Origin of the sequence: Actinoplanes italicus, assembly GCF_003001815.1 — a bacterium.
Taxonomy (GTDB): Bacteria; Actinomycetota; Actinomycetes; order Mycobacteriales; family Micromonosporaceae; genus Actinoplanes; species Actinoplanes italicus.
The window spans coordinates 1-16,013 of the sequence record NZ_PVMZ01000014.1 but is presented as its reverse complement, the minus strand read 5'-3'; the positions used below and the strand labels follow the sequence as shown (position 1 = coordinate 16,013).

Sequence of the window (16,013 nt, the reverse complement as noted above, 5' to 3'; positions counted from 1 at the left end):
TGCATGTTTAAGTCAATGGGCCTACGGTTCGCTCAACTGTTTAAGTGACCGAGCGAGTCGAGGAATCATGAACGTCGTCCTGTGGATCATCGCCGCCCTGCTCGCCGCCGCCTTCCTGGGCGCCGGCGCGATGAAGCTGATCCAGCCCAAGGAGAAGCTCGCCGCCTCCGGCCTGGCCTGGACCGAGGACTTCACCGCGGGCCAGATCAAGACCATCGGCGCGCTGGAGGTGCTCGGCGCGATCGGCCTGATCCTGCCCGCCGTCCTCGACGTGCTGCCGATCCTGGTCCCCGTCGCTGCGGCCGGCCTCGCGGTCACCATGATCGGCGCGGTGGTGGTGCACGTCCGCCGCGGTGAGGGTCCGGGCGCCGTTCCGGCCGCGGTACTGCTGGTGCTCTCGCTCGTCGTCGCCTGGGGACGCTTCGGGCCGTACGCCTTCTGATCACCCGGCGGAGTCGTGTGACATCGGTGCGAATTCGGGTTCACATCGATATAGTTCGTCGCCTTGGTAGCGCGGCGGGGAGCAGATCATGCGGGATGCGGAGGAGACACCGGGAGACTCGTCCGGTGCGGGGCTCGGTGCCCGGCTGGTCGCGCTCGGTGGCCTCGAACTGGGCCAGTTCGACCCGGCTCCGGCCGCTGCACCGGCCGGGCCGGATGCCGGGCGGGCGCGGGATCGTCGCCGTCGTGTGATCTCCGCCCTCGTCGCGGTGGCCGTGGTGGCCTGTTTCGGCACCGCGGCCTACCTCTTCGTCAGCGTCGGCGGCTCGACGCCCCCGGCGGTCTCGGCGCCGCCGCGCAAGCCGGCGCCGAGTTTCTCCGGTGCGGACGCGGCCGGTCCACGGCCCGCCGACCACGGCGTACGCGCCGAGGACGACCTGCACCTGGTGTGCGACGACCGGTTCTACCCGTCCGCCCCGAGGGCCCGCGGCGGCGTCCCGCACCCGGTGCTGATCAGCGAGCGGGCCGCGGGCACCGACTACCGGACGAGCCGCACCCTGAATCAGGCCGCCTACGCCGGATCGGCCACGCAGCGCCGGATGTGGGCGCCGGAGCCGGCGAAGGCGCAGCTCGTCGCCTGCCTCGACCTCACTGGATCGGGCCGGGCGATCCGCGACTGCAGGTCCGGTGCCGAGACGCGCAAGCTGGTCGAGGGAAGGTACCTGCTGACCGTCTACGAGGTCGCCACCCGCCGCAAGGTCGCCGAGCGCCCGCTGACCGGCACCGACCGGACCTGCCCGTTCGTGATTCTGAGCAGCGCGGGTGACACGCTGTACAGCGCGGTCGAGGATCAGCAGCTCTTCGAGCAGCTGCGCAAGCGGGTGGAGGGCTGACTCTCAGGAGGCCCAGCCGAGAAACCGTTCGTAGAGGTCGGCCGGCGGCCCGCCATGGCCGGCCGCGAGGTCGTCGATCGCCTCGAGCATGCACGAGCCCAGGAAGACCGAGAGTCCGTGCGGGAAGTTCTGGTACTGCTCGGCGAGCTCGACCTTGGCAGTGGCGCACGGCCACGGTTCGCCGCAGACCCGGCAGTCCCAGAGCGGTCGCACACCGACGTGTTCGGTCCGCGGTACCAGCATGCCACCCTCACCATGTGCGATTCGCCGACTACACAGTGGAGCCTTCCGTGCCTTAGGCTCGGTCTCAAGCCGGATTGGCGAGATTCCCAGAAAAGGATTCCCGCTGTCTCGTACGAGGCAATGGAATCGTCTCGTTCGATACAACCGGACAGCGTCGGCGACACCGGGGGACCGAGGAACATGAACGAGACGGGCTCGACAGTGCCGAGGCGGCAGGTCGGCCGCCTGCTGCGGCAGTTGCGCGAGCAGGCCGGCATATCGCTGATGGCCGCGGCCAACGAGCTGGAGTTCTCCCGCGCCCGGATGTACCGGATCGAGAACGGCGAGGTCCCGGTCCGCAAGCACGACGTGATCGCCATGTGCGGTGTCTACGAGGCGCCCGGTCACATGACCGAGGTGCTGATCGGGCTGGCCGCCGAGTCCAAGGCGAAGGGCTGGTGGCACGCCTACGGTGATGTGGTCCCGGCCTGGTTCGAGCTCTACGTCGGGATGGAGCAGGCCGCGTCCCGCCTGCGGTCCTTCGCGCCCAGCGTCATCCCCGGACTGCTGCAGACCAGGGAGTACGCCGAAGCGGTGTTCCGTGCCTGGCACGGCGACGACGACGCGGTCGGCAGCGCGGTGGCCGTACGCCTGGAGCGCCAGTCGCTGCTCAGCCGACGACTGCCCGAGGCGCCCCGGCTCGACGTGATCGTCGACGAGGGAGTGTTGCGCCGGGCCATCCCGGACACGCTCGGCATGCAGAAACAGCTGGCCTACCTGGTCAACGTGTCGACCCGGCACAACGTCGGGGTGCGCGTCATCCCGTTCGCCGCCGGTCCGCACCGGGCCGCCAGCTCCGGGCAGTTCACCATCCTCGAGTTCCCGGCCGTCGGCACCGCGTCACCCGAACCGGCCACCATCTACTGCGAGAACCTCACCGGCGCGCTGTACCTGGATAAGCTCGCGGAGGTGGAGACGTACGAGTCGATCTGGGGTGAACTCGAGGCGATCGCACTCGGCCGGTCCGATTCCGACGATCTCATCCGCACGATCATCGAGGAGAGCGATGGCTGACCTGACGGGTGCCGTCTGGCACAAGAGCACTCGCAGCGGCGGCAACGGGGGCGACTGCGTCGAGGTGGCCCGTAACCTTCCCGGCATCGTCGCGATCCGTGACACCAAGGACCCGGGCGGCGCCGCGCTGATCTTCGGCCACGCCGAGTGGAACGCCTTCCTGGCCGGTGTGCGGGACGGCGAGTTCGATCTCTAGGAGCCGGTGGGCCCGACCCGTAAGGTGACCCGGTGCTTGAGATGCTGAAAGCCTTCCTCCGCCGGATCTTCGGGACGCCCACCGCGCCGGCACCGAAACCGAGTGCGCCGTCCGTACCGAAGAAGGAAGTTGCCAAGCCGGCAGCGCCCAAGCCCACCGCGCCCCCGGTGAAGGCCGCGCCGCCGAGGAAAGCGGCGGTCAAGAGCGCCGTGCCCCGGCAAGGGCGGCAGCTCGCCTACGCGCCCAACCTGGACGGTGACGCCGACCCGGGTGAGATCGTCTGGACCTGGGTGCCCTACGAGGACGACCCGACGCAGGGCAAGGACCGGCCGGTCGTGGTGGTGGGGCGGGACGCCCGGACGCTGCTCGGCCTGATGCTCTCCAGCCAGAGCGACCGCGACGGCCAGCGGCACTGGCTGGCGCTCGGCCCCGGCGAATGGGACCGGGACGCGCGCCCGAGCTGGGTGCGCCTGGACCGGGTGATCGAGGTCGACGAGGACGGCATCCGGCGTGAGGGCGCGATTCTCGACCGCCCGCGGTTCGACCGGATCGCGGCGATCCTGCGCCGCAACTACGGCTGGCCGTGACGCCGGATAGCGTTGGGTCATGAATGACGTCATGACCGGTTTCGGTGGCAAGCAGGCGTGGCTGGCGGTCGCCTCGGCCGACCCCGGTGCGGTGCTCAAGGCGCTCGGCCTTCGCGACCTGGGGACCGTGCCGTGGCGGGACGGGCTGGACCTGGCCCATCTCACCGACGACCGGATCGCGGTCACCCCACCGCTGCCCGGAGCCCGCGGGATCTCCTGGGTCCTGGCGGTCGGCCGCGCCCTGCTGACGCCCGGCCCGGACGTGGTGGCGCTCTCCGCGGAGCTCGACGCCGAGGTGCAGTTCTTCGCCACCCACCGGGTCACCGAGCAGCACCGATGGCTGCGGGCCGGCTCCGGTGAGCTGCTGCGCGCGTTCGGGTATGTGGGTCAGACCGGTGAGGTGACGTCCTGGTTCGGTGAGCCGGACGCCGCCGAGCGGGACGCCGGGCTGCCCGGGGAGCTCGACGAGGAGACATCCGTGCTGGTCGCCGAGCGGGATGTGTTCCGGGTGGCCGGCGCCTGGAGCATCGATCCGACCACGTTGTCCGGGCGCGTGCCCGGCCCCCTGCGCCTCGGCGCGAGCGATTGACGGAGGCGAACATGCGCAAGTACGTGATCATGGGCGTGCAGGGCAGCGGCAAGGGCACCCAGGCCAAGATGCTGCGCGAGGACCTCGACCTGGTACACATCAGCGTCGGCGACATCTTCCGCTGGCACGTGCGCCAGCACACCAAGATCGGCGCCCAGGTCAAACGCATCATGGCGGCCGGCGACCTGGTCGGTGACGAGCTGGTCGAGGAGGTGGTGCGCCGCCGGATGGGCATCCACGACTGGAACTACGGCTTCATCATCGACGGGTTCCCGCGCAACGGGCGGCAGGCCGAGTTCTTCATGGAGAGCTACGACATCGACGCCGTCATCCACCTCGAGCTGCCTGACGACGAGGTGCGCCGGCGGGTGCTCAGCCGACGGCTCTGCCCGAACTGCGGCATGGACTACAACCTGATCGCCGACCGTCCCGAGCAGGAGGGCCGCTGTGACATCTGCGGTCACGAGCTGATCACCCGGGCCGACGACACGCCAGAGGCGCTGGAGGCGCGGCTCACCGATTACCACGAGAAGACCCGGCCGGTGCTGGAGCTGTTCCGGCGCAAGGAGGTCGTGCACGACGTGGACGGCCGGCCCCCGGTCGAGGACGTGCAGCAGGCCATCCGCAAGACCCTCGGCCTGCCCGCCTTCCGCGGCTAGGATCCGGCGGGTGACTCTCACCCCAGATGATCTGATCGGGTACGTCGAGCGCGATCTCGACGCTGACATCGCCCGCTGGTTCCCCTCCGCGGAGCCGGCCGAGGTTCCGGACACGACGCGTTCGATCGACCACCTGCTGGACCGTCTGCCACCGGCCGGGGCCGCCGCCCTGGCCGGTTTCGATCGGCGGGTGCGTGCCGGCCGGATCCCCGCGGCGTTCGACATCGCCGACTGGTCGTACGGCTTCGACTTCGCCGCGAACGGCTGCCGGGTCCTGGAATCCGACTACGAGACCGAGCTGACCGGCGACGACGTCTTCACGATCGCCGCCGACGGTGGTGGCAATCTGTGGACGGTGCTTGCGAACGGACAGGTCGCCGTCTGGTTCCACGAGGAGGAGGTTCTCGAGGGCGGTACCCGTTTCGATCATCTGGATGTGTTCCTGTGGTCGCTGGTCCGCTACTACGCGGTGCGCCGTGGCGTGCTGGCCCGTGCCGACGTGGAGTCCGGCTTCCGGTCCCTCGGTCAGGACGGCGCGCTCGCCGAGAACCTGGGGTTGCTCGCCGGGATGAAGTGACCCCCGGTCCCACTAATGGGGAAATCCGATCACGTCGGACAGGGCCTAACGTTATGCGGTGATTTCCGGTCCGTCGTTTTCCGCGCCCGTCACGGCCGCCGGGGCTGTTCTGTGGCGTGGCGCGGGAAACGCGCGGGAAGTCGCCGTTCTGCACATGCGGCACGGCGAGTGGTGTTTCCCGAAAGGACGTACGGCGCCCGGCGAGCACATCGCGGCGGCCGCGGTCCGGGCGGTCTCCGAACGGGCCGGGCTGTCGGTGCGGCTCGGGCCGTGGCTGGGCTGCACCGATTACGTGAAACTGGGCTGGCCGGAACACGTCGACTATTTCGCGGCCGAGGTCGAACCGGCCGCGACCTGCGCCTTCTCCCCCTCCGGTGATGTCGGCGATCTGCTCTGGCTGGCTCCGGAGCGGGCCGCCGACGCGTTGAGCCGCCCGGACGACGTGCGGATTCTCCGCGAACTGCAGACCCGGGCCCGGGTCAGCACGAGCAGCGTTCTCCTGATGCGGGACACGTCGTGTCCGGCCCGCTCGTTCCTTTCCGCGTACGGCGCCGGCGACCCCTGTTCGTGCGCCGATCCGGAGGGCGCGCTGCGGATCGCCGAGGAATCGTTCGCGGCCGGCCGCCCGGCTGTGCTCTGCGCGGGGCCGTCCGCCATTCAAGAACTGTCCCGCCGGCTCTCGCCGGTTCCGGTGGACACGACGATCCCCGAGGGCGGTCTGCTCGTGCTGCACGGCACCCCCGATCGGGTCCTGACCGTCGAGCGTCACCTGGCCTGATTTCCGAAACCAACACAACCGGACTCTCACTATTGAGACCGATTTGCCCATATAAGTCCTGCGGATTTAAGAGACCGAAATCTCTTCGACATATTGCGCTCGGGCAGAAGCGGGCGTAAACAAAGACAAAGCCAAAACGAACCAGGCGGGTGAGCAAGGATGTACGCGGAGGAACGCCAGCAGGAGATAGTGCGGCGGGCACGTGCCGAGGGCCGGGTCGACGTCGTGGCGCTGGCCGAGACCTTCGGGGTGACGGCCGAGACGATCCGACGCGACCTGACGGTGCTGGAGCGCTCCGGCGTTCTCCGCCGGGTGCACGGCGGCGCGATCCCGGTCGAGCGGCTCGGCTTCGAGCCGGCGCTGGCGACCCGCGACGCGGTGCTCATAAGCGAGAAGGAGCGGATCGCCAAGGCGGCGCTCGCCGAGGTGCCCGAGGACGGGGCGATCATCCTGGACGCCGGGACCACCACGGCCCGGCTCGCCCAGCTGCTGCCCGCCGACCGTGAGCTCACCGTGGTGGTGAACTCGCCGGTGATCGCCGCCGCGCTCGGGGTCAAGCCCAACCTGTCCGTGCTGCTGCTCGGTGGCCGGGTCCGCGGCAAGACGCTGGCCACCGTGGACGACTGGGCTCTGCGGCCGCTCGCCGACATGTACGTCGACGTCGCGTTCATGGGCACCAACGGATGCAGCGTCGAACGTGGAATGACGACCCCCGACCCGGCCGAGGCGGCGGTCAAGCGGGCGATGATCGCCGCGGCCCGCCGGGTGGTGCTGCTCGCCGATCACACCAAGATCGGCAACGATTACCTGGCCAAGTTCGGCGCCCTCACCGAGCTCGATCTGCTGATCACCGACAACGGTCTCGACCACGACCTCTCCGCCGAGGTCGAGGCGACCGGGGTCCGGGTGGTGAAGGCATGAGCGACCGGAGCGAGTTCCTGCCTTCACCCAGCTGCGCTCTCGACTCCCGAGAGGGGGAGAGGGCATGAGCGGCGTGATCCTGACGGTCACCCTCAACCCCAGCGTGGACCGGGCCCTCGAAGTCGACGCGCTGGTCCGCGGCGAGGTGCTGCGTGCCGCCGACTCCCACATCGACCCGGGCGGCAAGGGCGTCAACGTCTCCCGCGCGCTGCTCGCCAACGGGATCCGCTCCACGGCCGTGGTCCCGACCGGCGGCGCGGAGGGCGAACAGCTCGTCGACCTGCTCGAGGCCGAGGGCGTCGACCTGCTCTCCGTGCCGATCGCGGGCCGGACCCGTTCCAACATCACCCTGGCCGAACCGGACGGCACCGTAACGAAGATCAACGAGGTCGGCCCGGTTCTCTCCGACGCCGAGTTCGCCCAGGTCAGCAAGGCGGTCCTGGATGCCGCGGCCACCGCCGACTGGGTGGTCATCTGCGGCAGCCTGCCGCCCGGCCCGAGCATCGCGGCCTTCACCGAACTCTGCGAACGCCTGGTCGCCGCGGGCACCCGGCTCGCGGTGGACAGCAGCGGTCCGGCACTGCTGGCCGGCGTCTCGGCCGGTGCCGCCCTGGTCAAACCCAACCGTGAGGAACTCGCCGAGGCGGTCGGCGCGGAACCGGCCACGTTCGGCGACGTGGTCGCGGCCTGCCACCGGCTGCGGGCGGCCGGCGCCGGCACGGTCCTGGCCAGCCTCGGTGCGGACGGCGCGGTCCTGGTCGACGCGGACGGCGTGCTCGCCGGCGTCTCCCCGGTCAGCGTCCCGCGCAGCACGGTCGGCGCCGGCGACGCGCTGCTCGCCGGCTTCCTCGCGGCCGGGGCGCGCGGTGCCTCTGCCCTCACCGAAGGCCTGGCGTGGGGCGCGGCGGCCGTCTCGCTTCCGGGCAGCCGGATGCCGACCCCCTCAGACCTCGACCGTACGCACGTACGCGTCACCCCCGACCCCGACCCGTCCCGCCCTCTCCACTCCTAGAACCCCGGCCGGCTCGTCGTCAGCGCTGTCCGGACCCACCCCCACCGATAACTCTCCACACTGAAATGGAGATCCCTCATGGCCTCTTCGTACACACCCGAGGTCAGCGGATCCGGTTTCCGGGCCCGCGTCCAGAAGCTCGGCGGATACCTCGCCGGCATGGTGATGCCCAACATCGGGGCGATCATCGCCTGGGGTCTGATCACGGCCCTGTTCATCCCGGTCGGCTGGCTGCCGAACGAGAGCCTGGCCGAGCTCGTCGGCCCGATGATCACCTACCTCCTCCCGATCCTGATCGGCTACACCGGCGGCCGGATGGTCCACGGCCAGCGCGGCGCCGTCGTCGGCGCCACCGCCACGATGGGTGTCATCGTCGGTGCCGACGTACCGATGTTCCTCGGCGCGATGATCATCGCCCCGCTCACCGCGTACGTCCTGAAGCTGTTCGACAACGCCATCGAGGGCAAGATCCGCCCCGGCTTCGAGATGCTGGTCGACAACTTCTCCGCCGGCATCGTCGGCGCGGGCTTCGCGATCCTCGGCAAGCTCGGCATCGGCCCGGTCGTCAACACCCTCACCAACGCGGCCGGTGACGGCGTCGACTGGCTGCTCGACCACAGCCTCATGCCGCTGGTGTCGATCCTGGTCGAGCCGGCCAAGGTGCTGTTCCTGAACAACGCCATCAACCACGGCGTGTTCAGCCCGCTCGGTGTGCAGCAGGTGGCGGAGAGCGGCAAGTCGATCCTGTTCATGATCGAGTCGAACCCCGGCCCCGGCCTGGGCCTGCTCCTCGCGTACTTCTTCTTCGGCCCGAAGTCGCTGCGCCCGACCACCCCGGCCGCGATGATCATCCACTTCTTCGGCGGCATCCACGAGATCTACTTCCCGTACGTGCTGATGAAGCCGCGCCTGATCCTCGCCATGATGGCCGGTGGCATGGCCGGTGTCGCGACCTTCATGATCACCGGCGCGGGCACCGTCGCCTCCCCGGCGCCGGGCAGCATCTTCGCCTTCTTCGCCGTCACCGCGAAGGGCAGCCACGTCGGAATGATCCTCGGCGTCATCATCGCCGCGGCGGTCACCTTCGGAGTCGCGTCCCTGCTACTCGGATTCGGCAAGCTGAAGTCCGACCAGGAACCCGACGAGACGCCCGACGAGACGGCCGACGACCCGGAGTCCAGCCGCAAGGAAAACGCGTAACCACCGCAGGCGCGTAACCACCACAGGAGAGAAGTCATGGCAACCATCAACGGCAAGGACATCCGCAAACTCGTCGTCGCCTGTGACGCGGGGATGGGCAGCAGCGTGATGCTGGCCAGCACCCTGCGCAAGCAGCTCGGCAAGTCAGGGGTAGCGGTCGAGCACACCCCGGTGAACTCGATCCCGGCCGATGCCGACGTGGTGGTCTGCCACAGCGGCCTGGCCGCCCGCGCCCGCCTGGTCGCGCCGGACAAGCCGATCGTGCCGTTCCAGATCTTCCTCGGCGACCCGGCCGTGAACCGCGTGGTCAAGGCCATCCAGCAGGGGACCGATCTCAATGTCTGACCAGTTGCTCGATCCCCGGGCCATCCGGCTCGGGGAGACGGCCGGCAGCCGCGACGACGCGATCCGACGCTGCGGCGAGGTCCTGGTCGAGATCGGCGCCGCCGAGGAGGGCTACATCGACGCGATGCTGGCCCGGGAGCAGTCGATCTCCACCTATGTCGGCGAGGGGGTCGCCATCCCGCACGGCACCCTCGCCGGCAAGGACCTGGTCAAGCGCGACGCCCTCGCGGTGCTGCGCTTCCCGGAGACCGTCGACTGGGACGGCGAGCCGGTCACGCTCTGCGTGGCCATCGCCGCCAAGGGCGACGGGCACGTCGAACTTCTAGCCGCTCTCGCCGAGATCCTGCTCGACGAGGACCAGGCCCGCGAACTGCGTGAGGCCACCGAACCCGAGACCGTGACCCGGCTTCTCGGGAGCATCCAGGAGGAAGCGAAACAATGAAGGTCGTACGATTCCACGCCCCCGGCGACGTCCGGTTCGAGGACGCGCCCGAGCCCGAGGCCGGCCCCGGCGAGGTCAAGATCCGGGTGCGGAACTGCTCCACCTGTGGCACCGACGTCAAGATCTCGAAGTTCGGCCACCACCACATCCACCCGCCCCGGGTGATGGGCCACGAGATCGCCGGCGAGATCGTGCAGGTCGGAGACGGAGTCGACGGCTGGTCGACCGGTGACCGGGTGCAGGTCATCGCCGCGATCCCGTGCGGCGAGTGCGCCGAGTGCGAGCGCGGCCGGATGACGATCTGCCCGAACCAGGTCTCGATGGGCTACCACTTCGAGGGCGGCTTCGCCCAGTACATGGTGGTGCCCCGCGAGGTGCTCAAGGTCGACGGCCTGAACCGGATCCCGGACGGCGTCTCGTTCGCCGAGGCGTCGGTGGCCGAGCCGCTGGCCTGCGCCCTCAACGCGCAGAACCTGGCACGGGTGGGCGAGGGCGACGACGTGGTCGTCATCGGTTCCGGCCCGATCGGCTGCCTCCACGTGCGGCTGGCCCGGGCCCGCGGCGCCGCCCGCGTGTTCCTGGTCGAGCTCAGCCGTCAGCGTCTGGAGATGGCCGCCGACCTGGTCAAGCCGGACGCGGCGATCTGCGCCGGCGAGGTCGACCCGATCGAGGAGGTCCTCAGGCTCACCGACGGCCGCGGCGCCGACGTGATCATCACGGCGGCCGCCTCCGGCAAGGCGCAGGAGCAGGCCATCCAGATGGCCGCCCGGCAGGGCCGGATCAGCTTCTTCGGCGGTCTGCCCAAGGACAACCCGACCATCACCTGCGACTCGAACCTGGTCCACTACCGGGAGCTGATGATCGTCGGCGCCAACGGGTCCAGCCCGGCGCACAACGCCGAGGCCCTCAACCTGGTCGCCACCGGCGCGGTGCCGGTCGCCGACCTCATCACCCACCGCCTGCCGCTGGAGAGCGCGATCGACGCGTTCGGGATCGTCGCCCGCGGCGAGGCCATCAAGGTCACCATCGAGCCTTAAGGAGTTTCCATGCCTACGCGTACGGTGACCGTCGGTTCCAGCAGCGGCCTGCACGCCCGCCCCGCGAAGATCTTCGTGGAAGCGGCCGCGAAAGCCCCGGTCAAGGTCACGATCCGGTCCGGCGACCGCAAGCCGGTGCCCGCCAAGAGCATGCTGTCGGTGCTCGCCCTCGGGGCCAAACAGGGCACCGAGGTGATCCTGGAAGCCGAGGGTGACGGCGCCGACGAAGCCCTGGACAGCCTGGCCGAGCTGCTGGCGAAGGACCTGGACGCCGATGTCTGAGGTGCTCACCGGCATCGGGGTGTGCGCCGGGATCGCCGCCGGTCCGCTGTTGCGGATCGCGGCCGCCCCGGCACTCCCGGCCCCCGTCCCGGTCACCGACGCGGCCGCCGAATACACCAGGGCCGAGGCCGCGCTCGCCGAGGTGGTCGCCGAACTCGGCCGCCGTGCCGATCGTGCGACCGACGACACGGTCGCCGAGGTGCTGCGGGCCGAGGCGCTGATGGCCGGCGACGAGGAGTTGCGCGACGGCGTACGCGAGCTCATCGACGACGGCCACGACGCGCCGCACGCGATCGACGGCGCGTTCGCCACGTTCCGGGAGGCGTTCGCCGCCGCGGGCGGATATCTCGCCGAACGTGTCGCCGACCTGGACGACCTCCGGGACCGGGCGGTCGCCGTCCTGCTCGGCCTGCCGATGCCGGGAGTCCCCGCGCCCGGCCACCCCTACGTCCTCGCGGCCCGCGACCTGGCGCCGGCCGACACCGCCGACCTCGACCCGGAACAGGTGATCGGCCTGGTCACCGAGGTCGGTGGCCCGACCAGCCACACCGCCATCCTGGCCCGTGCGCTGGGCCTGCCGGCGGTGGTCGCCTGCTCCGGCGCCCTCGCCGTGCCGGACGGCACGATCGTGCTGCTCGACGGCTCCTCCGGGCAGGTCCGGGTGGGCGTCGACGAGGCCGAGGCCAGGGCCGCGGCGGATGCGGCGGCGCAGGTGGCAGCCGCGGCCTCCGGTTCGACCGGTCCGGGGCAGACCTCTGACGGGTACGGGGTGAAGCTCCTCGCCAACGTCGGTTCCGCGAAGAACGTGCCCGCCGCCGACGAGGCGCACGCCGAGGGTGTCGGCCTGTTCCGTACCGAGCTGCTCTTCCTCGACCGTGCCCAGGAGCCGGCCCTCGACGAGCAGATCGCCGCGTACCGGGACGTGTTCACCGCCATGGCCGGTCGGCGCGTCGTCATCCGTACCCTCGATGCCGGCGCCGACAAGCCGTTGCCGTTCCTGAACCAGGACGGTGAGCCCAATCCCGCCCTGGGTGTCCGCGGCCTGCGCGTGGCGCGGCAGCGCCCGGACGTGCTCACCACGCAGCTCGCCGCGATCGCTGCGGCCCGGTCGCAGACCGGCGCCGACGTCTGGGTGATGGCGCCGATGGTGTCCACCCTCGCCGAGGCGACGGATTTCGCGACGGCCGTGTACGACGCCGGGCTGCCGAAGGCCGGTGTGATGATCGAGGTGCCGGCCGCCGCGCTGCGCGCCGCCGACCTGCTGAAGGTCGTCGACTTCCTGAGCATCGGCACGAACGACCTGAGCCAGTACACCTTCGCCGCCGACCGGATGTGCGGCGACCTGGCCGACCTGCTCGACCCGTGGCAGCCGGCGTTGCTGCAGCTCATAGGCGTGTGCGGAGAGGCCGGCCGGGCGGTGGGCAAACCCGTCGGGGTGTGCGGTGAGGCGGCGTCCGATCCGCTGCTCGCCCCGGTGCTCGTCGGTCTCGGCGTGACGAGTCTGTCCATGTCGCCGCGTGCGATCGGTCCGGTCCGGGCGGCGCTGGCCGCGCGCACCGAGGCCGAGTGCCGTCGCCTGGCCGCGTCGGCGGTGGCCGCGCCGGACGCCGCGTCGGCCCGCAAGCTCGCCGTGTGACGAGAAGGGCCTCCCTGGCGGGGGAGGCCCTCGTCTACTCGGCCGACTTCCGTCTTCTCAGTTGAAGGGGAAGCCGGGCGGGAAGGACGGCGCCGGCATGTTCTCCACCTTGTGGATCAACTCGACGAGCACCCGTGGCGCGCCCGGGGTGTTCGAGTAGGTGACGACCTTCTTGTACTTGCCGGTGCGGTAGAGGACGGTCACCTCGTACCGGTAGCGGCCCGATCTGTCGTCCGGCAGGTAGTGCGGGCCCAGGCTCCGGAAGGCCGGGCTGGAGGCCAGCCGCAGCACCTCACCGGCCTCCCTGGCACCGCCGGACACCTGGAAGATCGACTGGTTGTACTTGCCGCGGGTCCGCTTCACGGAGACCTGGACGGCCTTGGGAGCGGCCTGATCCGGTGCCTCCTCCTGTGCGGTGGCCAGGATCGGCGCCGCCTGGACGGCGGTCGCCGCGACCTGGGTGCCGACCGGCTCGTTGGAGGCGTAGGCCGGTCCGGCCGGACCGGCGGTGCTCGCCGCGAGACCCAGCAGCAGGGTGACGCGGGAAATTGACTTCCTGCTCATGGTCATCCTGCTAGGGTATCGGGCATATGTCCGTTTATTCGGTCAAAACGCCATGGTCGGCTGCCCGCAGGTCGTAACCCCGCTTCTCCAGCTTCGTCTCCAGCACGTTGCAGACCTTCTCGACCACCGCCAGCCGCGCGTACGGCTTGTCGTCGCCCGCCACCACGTGCCAGCGTGCCTTCGGCCGGTCCGTCCGGTCGATCATCTCCTCGACCGCCGCCTCGTACGCCGGGCGCTTCTCCCGGTTCCGCCAGTCCTCGTCGGTCAGCTTCCATTGCCGCAACGGATCCGTACGCCGGCTCTCGAACCGCCTCAGCTGCTCGTCGTCCGACACGTGCATCCAGAACTTGATCAGGATCATGCCCTCGGCGGTCAGCGTCCGCTCGAACTCGGCGATCTCCTCGTACGCCCGCTTCCACTGCTCGCCGGTCGCGAAGCCCTCGACCCGTTCCACCAGCACCCGCCCGTACCAGGACCGGTCCAGCACCGCCATCCCGCCGAAGCCCGGCAGCACGTTCCAGAACCGCTGCAGGAAGTGGTGCCGCTTCTCGTCATAGGTCGGCGCGGCGAACTGTGCGACGCGTACATGCCGGGGGTCCAGGGGTGCCACCAGCCGTTTGATCGCACCGCCCTTGCCCGAGGCGTCCCAGCCCTCGAAGACGACGCACAGCGGCGGGCCGATCTTCTTGGGACCGATCTGACCGCCCACCAGCAACCGCAATCGCAACAGCCGTTCCTGTGCCGCGGCCAGCCGCGCCTCGGCCTTCTTCTTCGAGATCTCGTACGGGGGATTCGCGCTACCCAGGTGACCCATCCACCCAGGATCGCTCTATATGAGGCCGTGCGGGAGAATCCGAGACGTGACTCTCGTAGACGACCTGTTGTGGCGCGGACTGATCCAGGACTCGACCGACCCCGACGAGCTCCGCAAGAAGCTCGACGGCGGCTCGATCACGTTCTATGTCGGCTTCGACCCCACCGCCGCCTCACTGCACGTCGGTCACCTCATGCAGGTGTGCACCGCGCGCCGTCTCCAGCTCGCCGGACACCGCCCGCTGCTGCTCGTCGGCGGCGCCACCGGCCAGATCGGCGACCCGCGGGAGTCCAGTGAGCGCAGCCTCAACCCGCCCGAGGTGGTCGAGGGCTGGGTGCAGCGCATCCGTACCCAGCTCTCGCCGTTCGTCACCTACGACGGTGACAACGCCGCGACTCTGGTCAACAACCTCGACTGGACCGGCCCGATGTCGGTGGTCGACTTCCTCCGCGACGTCGGCAAGCACTTCCCGGTCAACAAGATGCTGGCCCGCGACGTGGTGCGCAACCGCCTCGAAAGTGGCATCAGCTTCACCGAGTTCAGCTACCAGCTGCTCCAGTCCAACGACTTCTACCAGCTGCACGTCCAGCACGGCTGCCAGCTGCAGTTCGGCGGCTCCGACCAGTGGGGCAACATCACCGCCGGCGTCGACTTCGTCCGCCGCCGCGGCGCCGGCCCGGTCAACGCCTTCGTCACCCCGCTGGTCCTCAAGGCCGACGGCACCAAGTTCGGCAAGACCGAGGGCGGCGCCGTCTGGCTCGACCCGAGCATGACCACGCCGTACTCCTTCTACCAGTTCTGGATCAACAGCGACGACCGCGACGTCAACCAGTACCTGCGCTACTTCAGCTTCAAGTCCCGCGAGGAGCTCGAGGAGCTGGAGAAGGCGACCGCGGAGCGGCCGCAGGCCCGGCTCGCGCAGCGGGCGCTCGCCGAGGAGCTGACGGCCCTGGTGCACGGTGAGGAGGAGGCCCGGCAGGCGGTCGCCGCGAGCCAGGCACTCTTCGGGCGGGGTTCGCTGGACGAGCTGTCCGCGGACACGTTGCGCGCCGCTTTGTCCGAGGCAGGCCTTCATCCGGTACGGGGTGAGCTCCCGGCCGTGGGTGTGCTGCTCAAGGAGTCGGGTCTCGTGGCGTCCGCGAACGAGGCTCGCCGGACGATCACCGAGGGCGGGGCGTACCTGAACAACGAACGGATCACCGACGGTGAGGCCGTGATTCCGCAGTCCGCACTCCTGCACGGCCGCTTCCTGGTTCTCCGCCGCGGCAAGCGCACCTTCGCCGGCGTCGAAGTCCTGCCCTGACCTGCGTTTTCCCGGCGCCGGCTCCCCTTCGTGGGAGTCGGCGCCTTAGCTTTTCCGGGTGTGACCGTCGTCGCCCCGACCCCGATTTGGAGTTGCCCGGGCGGACGAGTAGTGTTTACCGAGCCGCCAGGGAGACGGGCGAGCGAGCGGGACCGTTGATCGGGCCCGGCGCGGCCGTCCTGGAGGAACCCACAACCTTAGTAAGGCGATCAACTCGATCGCGTGCTGTGGTGTGTTTTCGTTTGTCGAATTCGGTTGCGAAACGCGGATTTGACACGGCGGAAACGGCGGGTAAAGTAGAGCGAGTGCCCCGGAGGGCGGGCCGCGGAAGCGGGTCGCAGAATGGTGTGCGGTTGTTCTTTGAGAACTCAACAGGGTGCTTGATAAGCCAGTGCCAATTATGGCAATACCCGGGCTTGTCTTCGGACAGGTCTAGGATTC

21 protein-coding genes are annotated in these 16,013 nt (G+C 69.9%); 18 read left to right on the top strand and 3 right to left on the bottom strand.

The window, feature by feature from the left end:
• Positions 1-67 precede the first annotated feature (67 nt).
• Entirely contained in the window at positions 68-442 is a 375-nt protein-coding gene (locus tag CLV67_RS29890) for a DoxX family protein (protein WP_106324314.1), read from the top strand.
• An 88-nt stretch (positions 443-530) separates the two neighbouring features.
• Positions 531-1,334 (top strand): hypothetical protein, encoded by an 804-nt coding sequence (locus CLV67_RS29885; RefSeq protein ID WP_146169348.1) that lies wholly within the window; start codon positions 531-533, stop codon positions 1,332-1,334.
• A 3-nt stretch (positions 1,335-1,337) separates the two neighbouring features.
• On the opposite strand, the gene CLV67_RS29880 is transcribed toward CLV67_RS29885, so the two are convergent.
• Entirely contained in the window at positions 1,338-1,577 is a 240-nt protein-coding gene (locus tag CLV67_RS29880; RefSeq protein ID WP_106324310.1) for a hypothetical protein, read from the bottom strand.
• Positions 1,578-1,757: 180 nt separating this feature from the next.
• Here CLV67_RS29880 and CLV67_RS29875 point away from each other — a divergent pair, with 180 nt between their 5' ends.
• The 15 genes from CLV67_RS29875 to ptsP all read left to right on the top strand — a co-directional run bounded on the left by CLV67_RS29875 (position 1,758) and on the right by ptsP (position 12,891).
• The gene (locus CLV67_RS29875) at positions 1,758-2,630 is read left to right on the top strand and encodes a helix-turn-helix domain-containing protein (RefSeq protein ID WP_106324308.1); all 873 of its coding nucleotides are present in this window, start codon (positions 1,758-1,760) and stop codon (positions 2,628-2,630) included.
• Positions 2,623-2,826: a DUF397 domain-containing protein gene (locus CLV67_RS29870; RefSeq protein ID WP_106324306.1), complete on the top strand. Its 204-nt coding sequence runs from the start codon at positions 2,623-2,625 to the stop codon at positions 2,824-2,826. Before CLV67_RS29875 ends, CLV67_RS29870 begins: the two co-directional genes overlap by 8 nt.
• 41 nt (positions 2,827-2,867) lie before the next feature.
• On the top strand, positions 2,868-3,413 hold the full coding sequence (locus CLV67_RS29865; protein WP_106324304.1) for a type II toxin-antitoxin system PemK/MazF family toxin: 546 nt from the start codon (positions 2,868-2,870) through the stop codon (positions 3,411-3,413).
• Positions 3,414-3,432: 19 nt separating this feature from the next.
• A complete protein-coding gene (locus CLV67_RS29860; RefSeq protein WP_239166634.1) occupies positions 3,433-4,002 on the top strand; it encodes a hypothetical protein in 570 nt (189 codons plus the stop codon).
• Positions 4,003-4,013: 11 nt separating this feature from the next.
• Complete coding sequence (locus CLV67_RS29855; protein WP_106324300.1) at positions 4,014-4,661, top strand: adenylate kinase family protein; 648 nt, start codon at positions 4,014-4,016, stop codon at positions 4,659-4,661.
• Between the two features lie 10 nt (positions 4,662-4,671).
• On the top strand, positions 4,672-5,238 hold the full coding sequence (locus tag CLV67_RS29850) for a hypothetical protein (RefSeq protein WP_106324298.1): 567 nt from the start codon (positions 4,672-4,674) through the stop codon (positions 5,236-5,238).
• Between the two features lie 58 nt (positions 5,239-5,296).
• The gene (locus CLV67_RS29845) at positions 5,297-6,016 is read left to right on the top strand and encodes an NUDIX hydrolase (protein WP_106324296.1); all 720 of its coding nucleotides are present in this window, start codon (positions 5,297-5,299) and stop codon (positions 6,014-6,016) included.
• 159 nt (positions 6,017-6,175) lie between these two features.
• Complete coding sequence (locus CLV67_RS29840) at positions 6,176-6,937, top strand: DeoR/GlpR family DNA-binding transcription regulator (protein ID WP_106324294.1); 762 nt, start codon at positions 6,176-6,178, stop codon at positions 6,935-6,937.
• A gap of 73 nt (positions 6,938-7,010) precedes the next feature.
• Positions 7,011-7,949 carry a 1-phosphofructokinase gene (gene pfkB / locus CLV67_RS29835; protein ID WP_106324712.1) on the top strand — a complete coding sequence of 313 codons (939 nt, stop codon included), beginning with the start codon at positions 7,011-7,013 and terminating at the stop codon, positions 7,947-7,949.
• A gap of 78 nt (positions 7,950-8,027) precedes the next feature.
• The gene (gene mtlA / locus CLV67_RS29830) at positions 8,028-9,149 is read left to right on the top strand and encodes a mannitol-specific PTS transporter subunit IIC (RefSeq protein ID WP_106324292.1); all 1,122 of its coding nucleotides are present in this window, start codon (positions 8,028-8,030) and stop codon (positions 9,147-9,149) included.
• A gap of 36 nt (positions 9,150-9,185) precedes the next feature.
• Positions 9,186-9,494 carry a PTS sugar transporter subunit IIBC family protein gene (locus CLV67_RS53625; protein ID WP_106324290.1) on the top strand — a complete coding sequence of 103 codons (309 nt, stop codon included), beginning with the start codon at positions 9,186-9,188 and terminating at the stop codon, positions 9,492-9,494.
• Entirely contained in the window at positions 9,487-9,936 is a 450-nt protein-coding gene (locus CLV67_RS29820; RefSeq protein WP_106324288.1) for a PTS mannitol transporter subunit IIA, read from the top strand. Before CLV67_RS53625 ends, CLV67_RS29820 begins: the two co-directional genes overlap by 8 nt.
• Entirely contained in the window at positions 9,933-10,973 is a 1,041-nt protein-coding gene (locus CLV67_RS29815; RefSeq protein WP_106324286.1) for a zinc-dependent dehydrogenase, read from the top strand. The genes CLV67_RS29820 and CLV67_RS29815 overlap by 4 nt, the downstream gene beginning before the upstream one ends.
• Before the next feature lie 9 nt (positions 10,974-10,982).
• Positions 10,983-11,255: an HPr family phosphocarrier protein gene (locus CLV67_RS29810; RefSeq protein WP_106324284.1), complete on the top strand. Its 273-nt coding sequence runs from the start codon at positions 10,983-10,985 to the stop codon at positions 11,253-11,255.
• Positions 11,248-12,891, top strand: coding sequence for a phosphoenolpyruvate--protein phosphotransferase (gene ptsP / locus CLV67_RS29805; RefSeq protein ID WP_106324282.1), 1,644 nt, complete (start codon positions 11,248-11,250; stop codon positions 12,889-12,891). Before CLV67_RS29810 ends, ptsP begins: the two co-directional genes overlap by 8 nt.
• Positions 12,892-12,948: 57 nt before the next feature.
• Here the strand turns inward: ptsP and CLV67_RS29800 are convergent, their stop codons facing one another.
• Positions 12,949-13,461 carry a hypothetical protein gene (locus CLV67_RS29800; protein ID WP_106324280.1) on the bottom strand — a complete coding sequence of 171 codons (513 nt, stop codon included), beginning with the start codon at positions 13,459-13,461 and terminating at the stop codon, positions 12,949-12,951.
• Between the two features lie 28 nt (positions 13,462-13,489).
• On the bottom strand, positions 13,490-14,269 hold the full coding sequence (locus CLV67_RS29795) for a polyphosphate kinase 2 family protein (RefSeq protein WP_106324278.1): 780 nt from the start codon (positions 14,267-14,269) through the stop codon (positions 13,490-13,492).
• Positions 14,270-14,315: 46 nt separating this feature from the next.
• Here CLV67_RS29795 and tyrS point away from each other — a divergent pair, with 46 nt between their 5' ends.
• A complete protein-coding gene (tyrS, locus tag CLV67_RS29790; protein ID WP_373873181.1) occupies positions 14,316-15,572 on the top strand; it encodes a tyrosine--tRNA ligase in 1,257 nt (418 codons plus the stop codon).
• Positions 15,573-16,013: the final 441 nt, after the last annotated feature.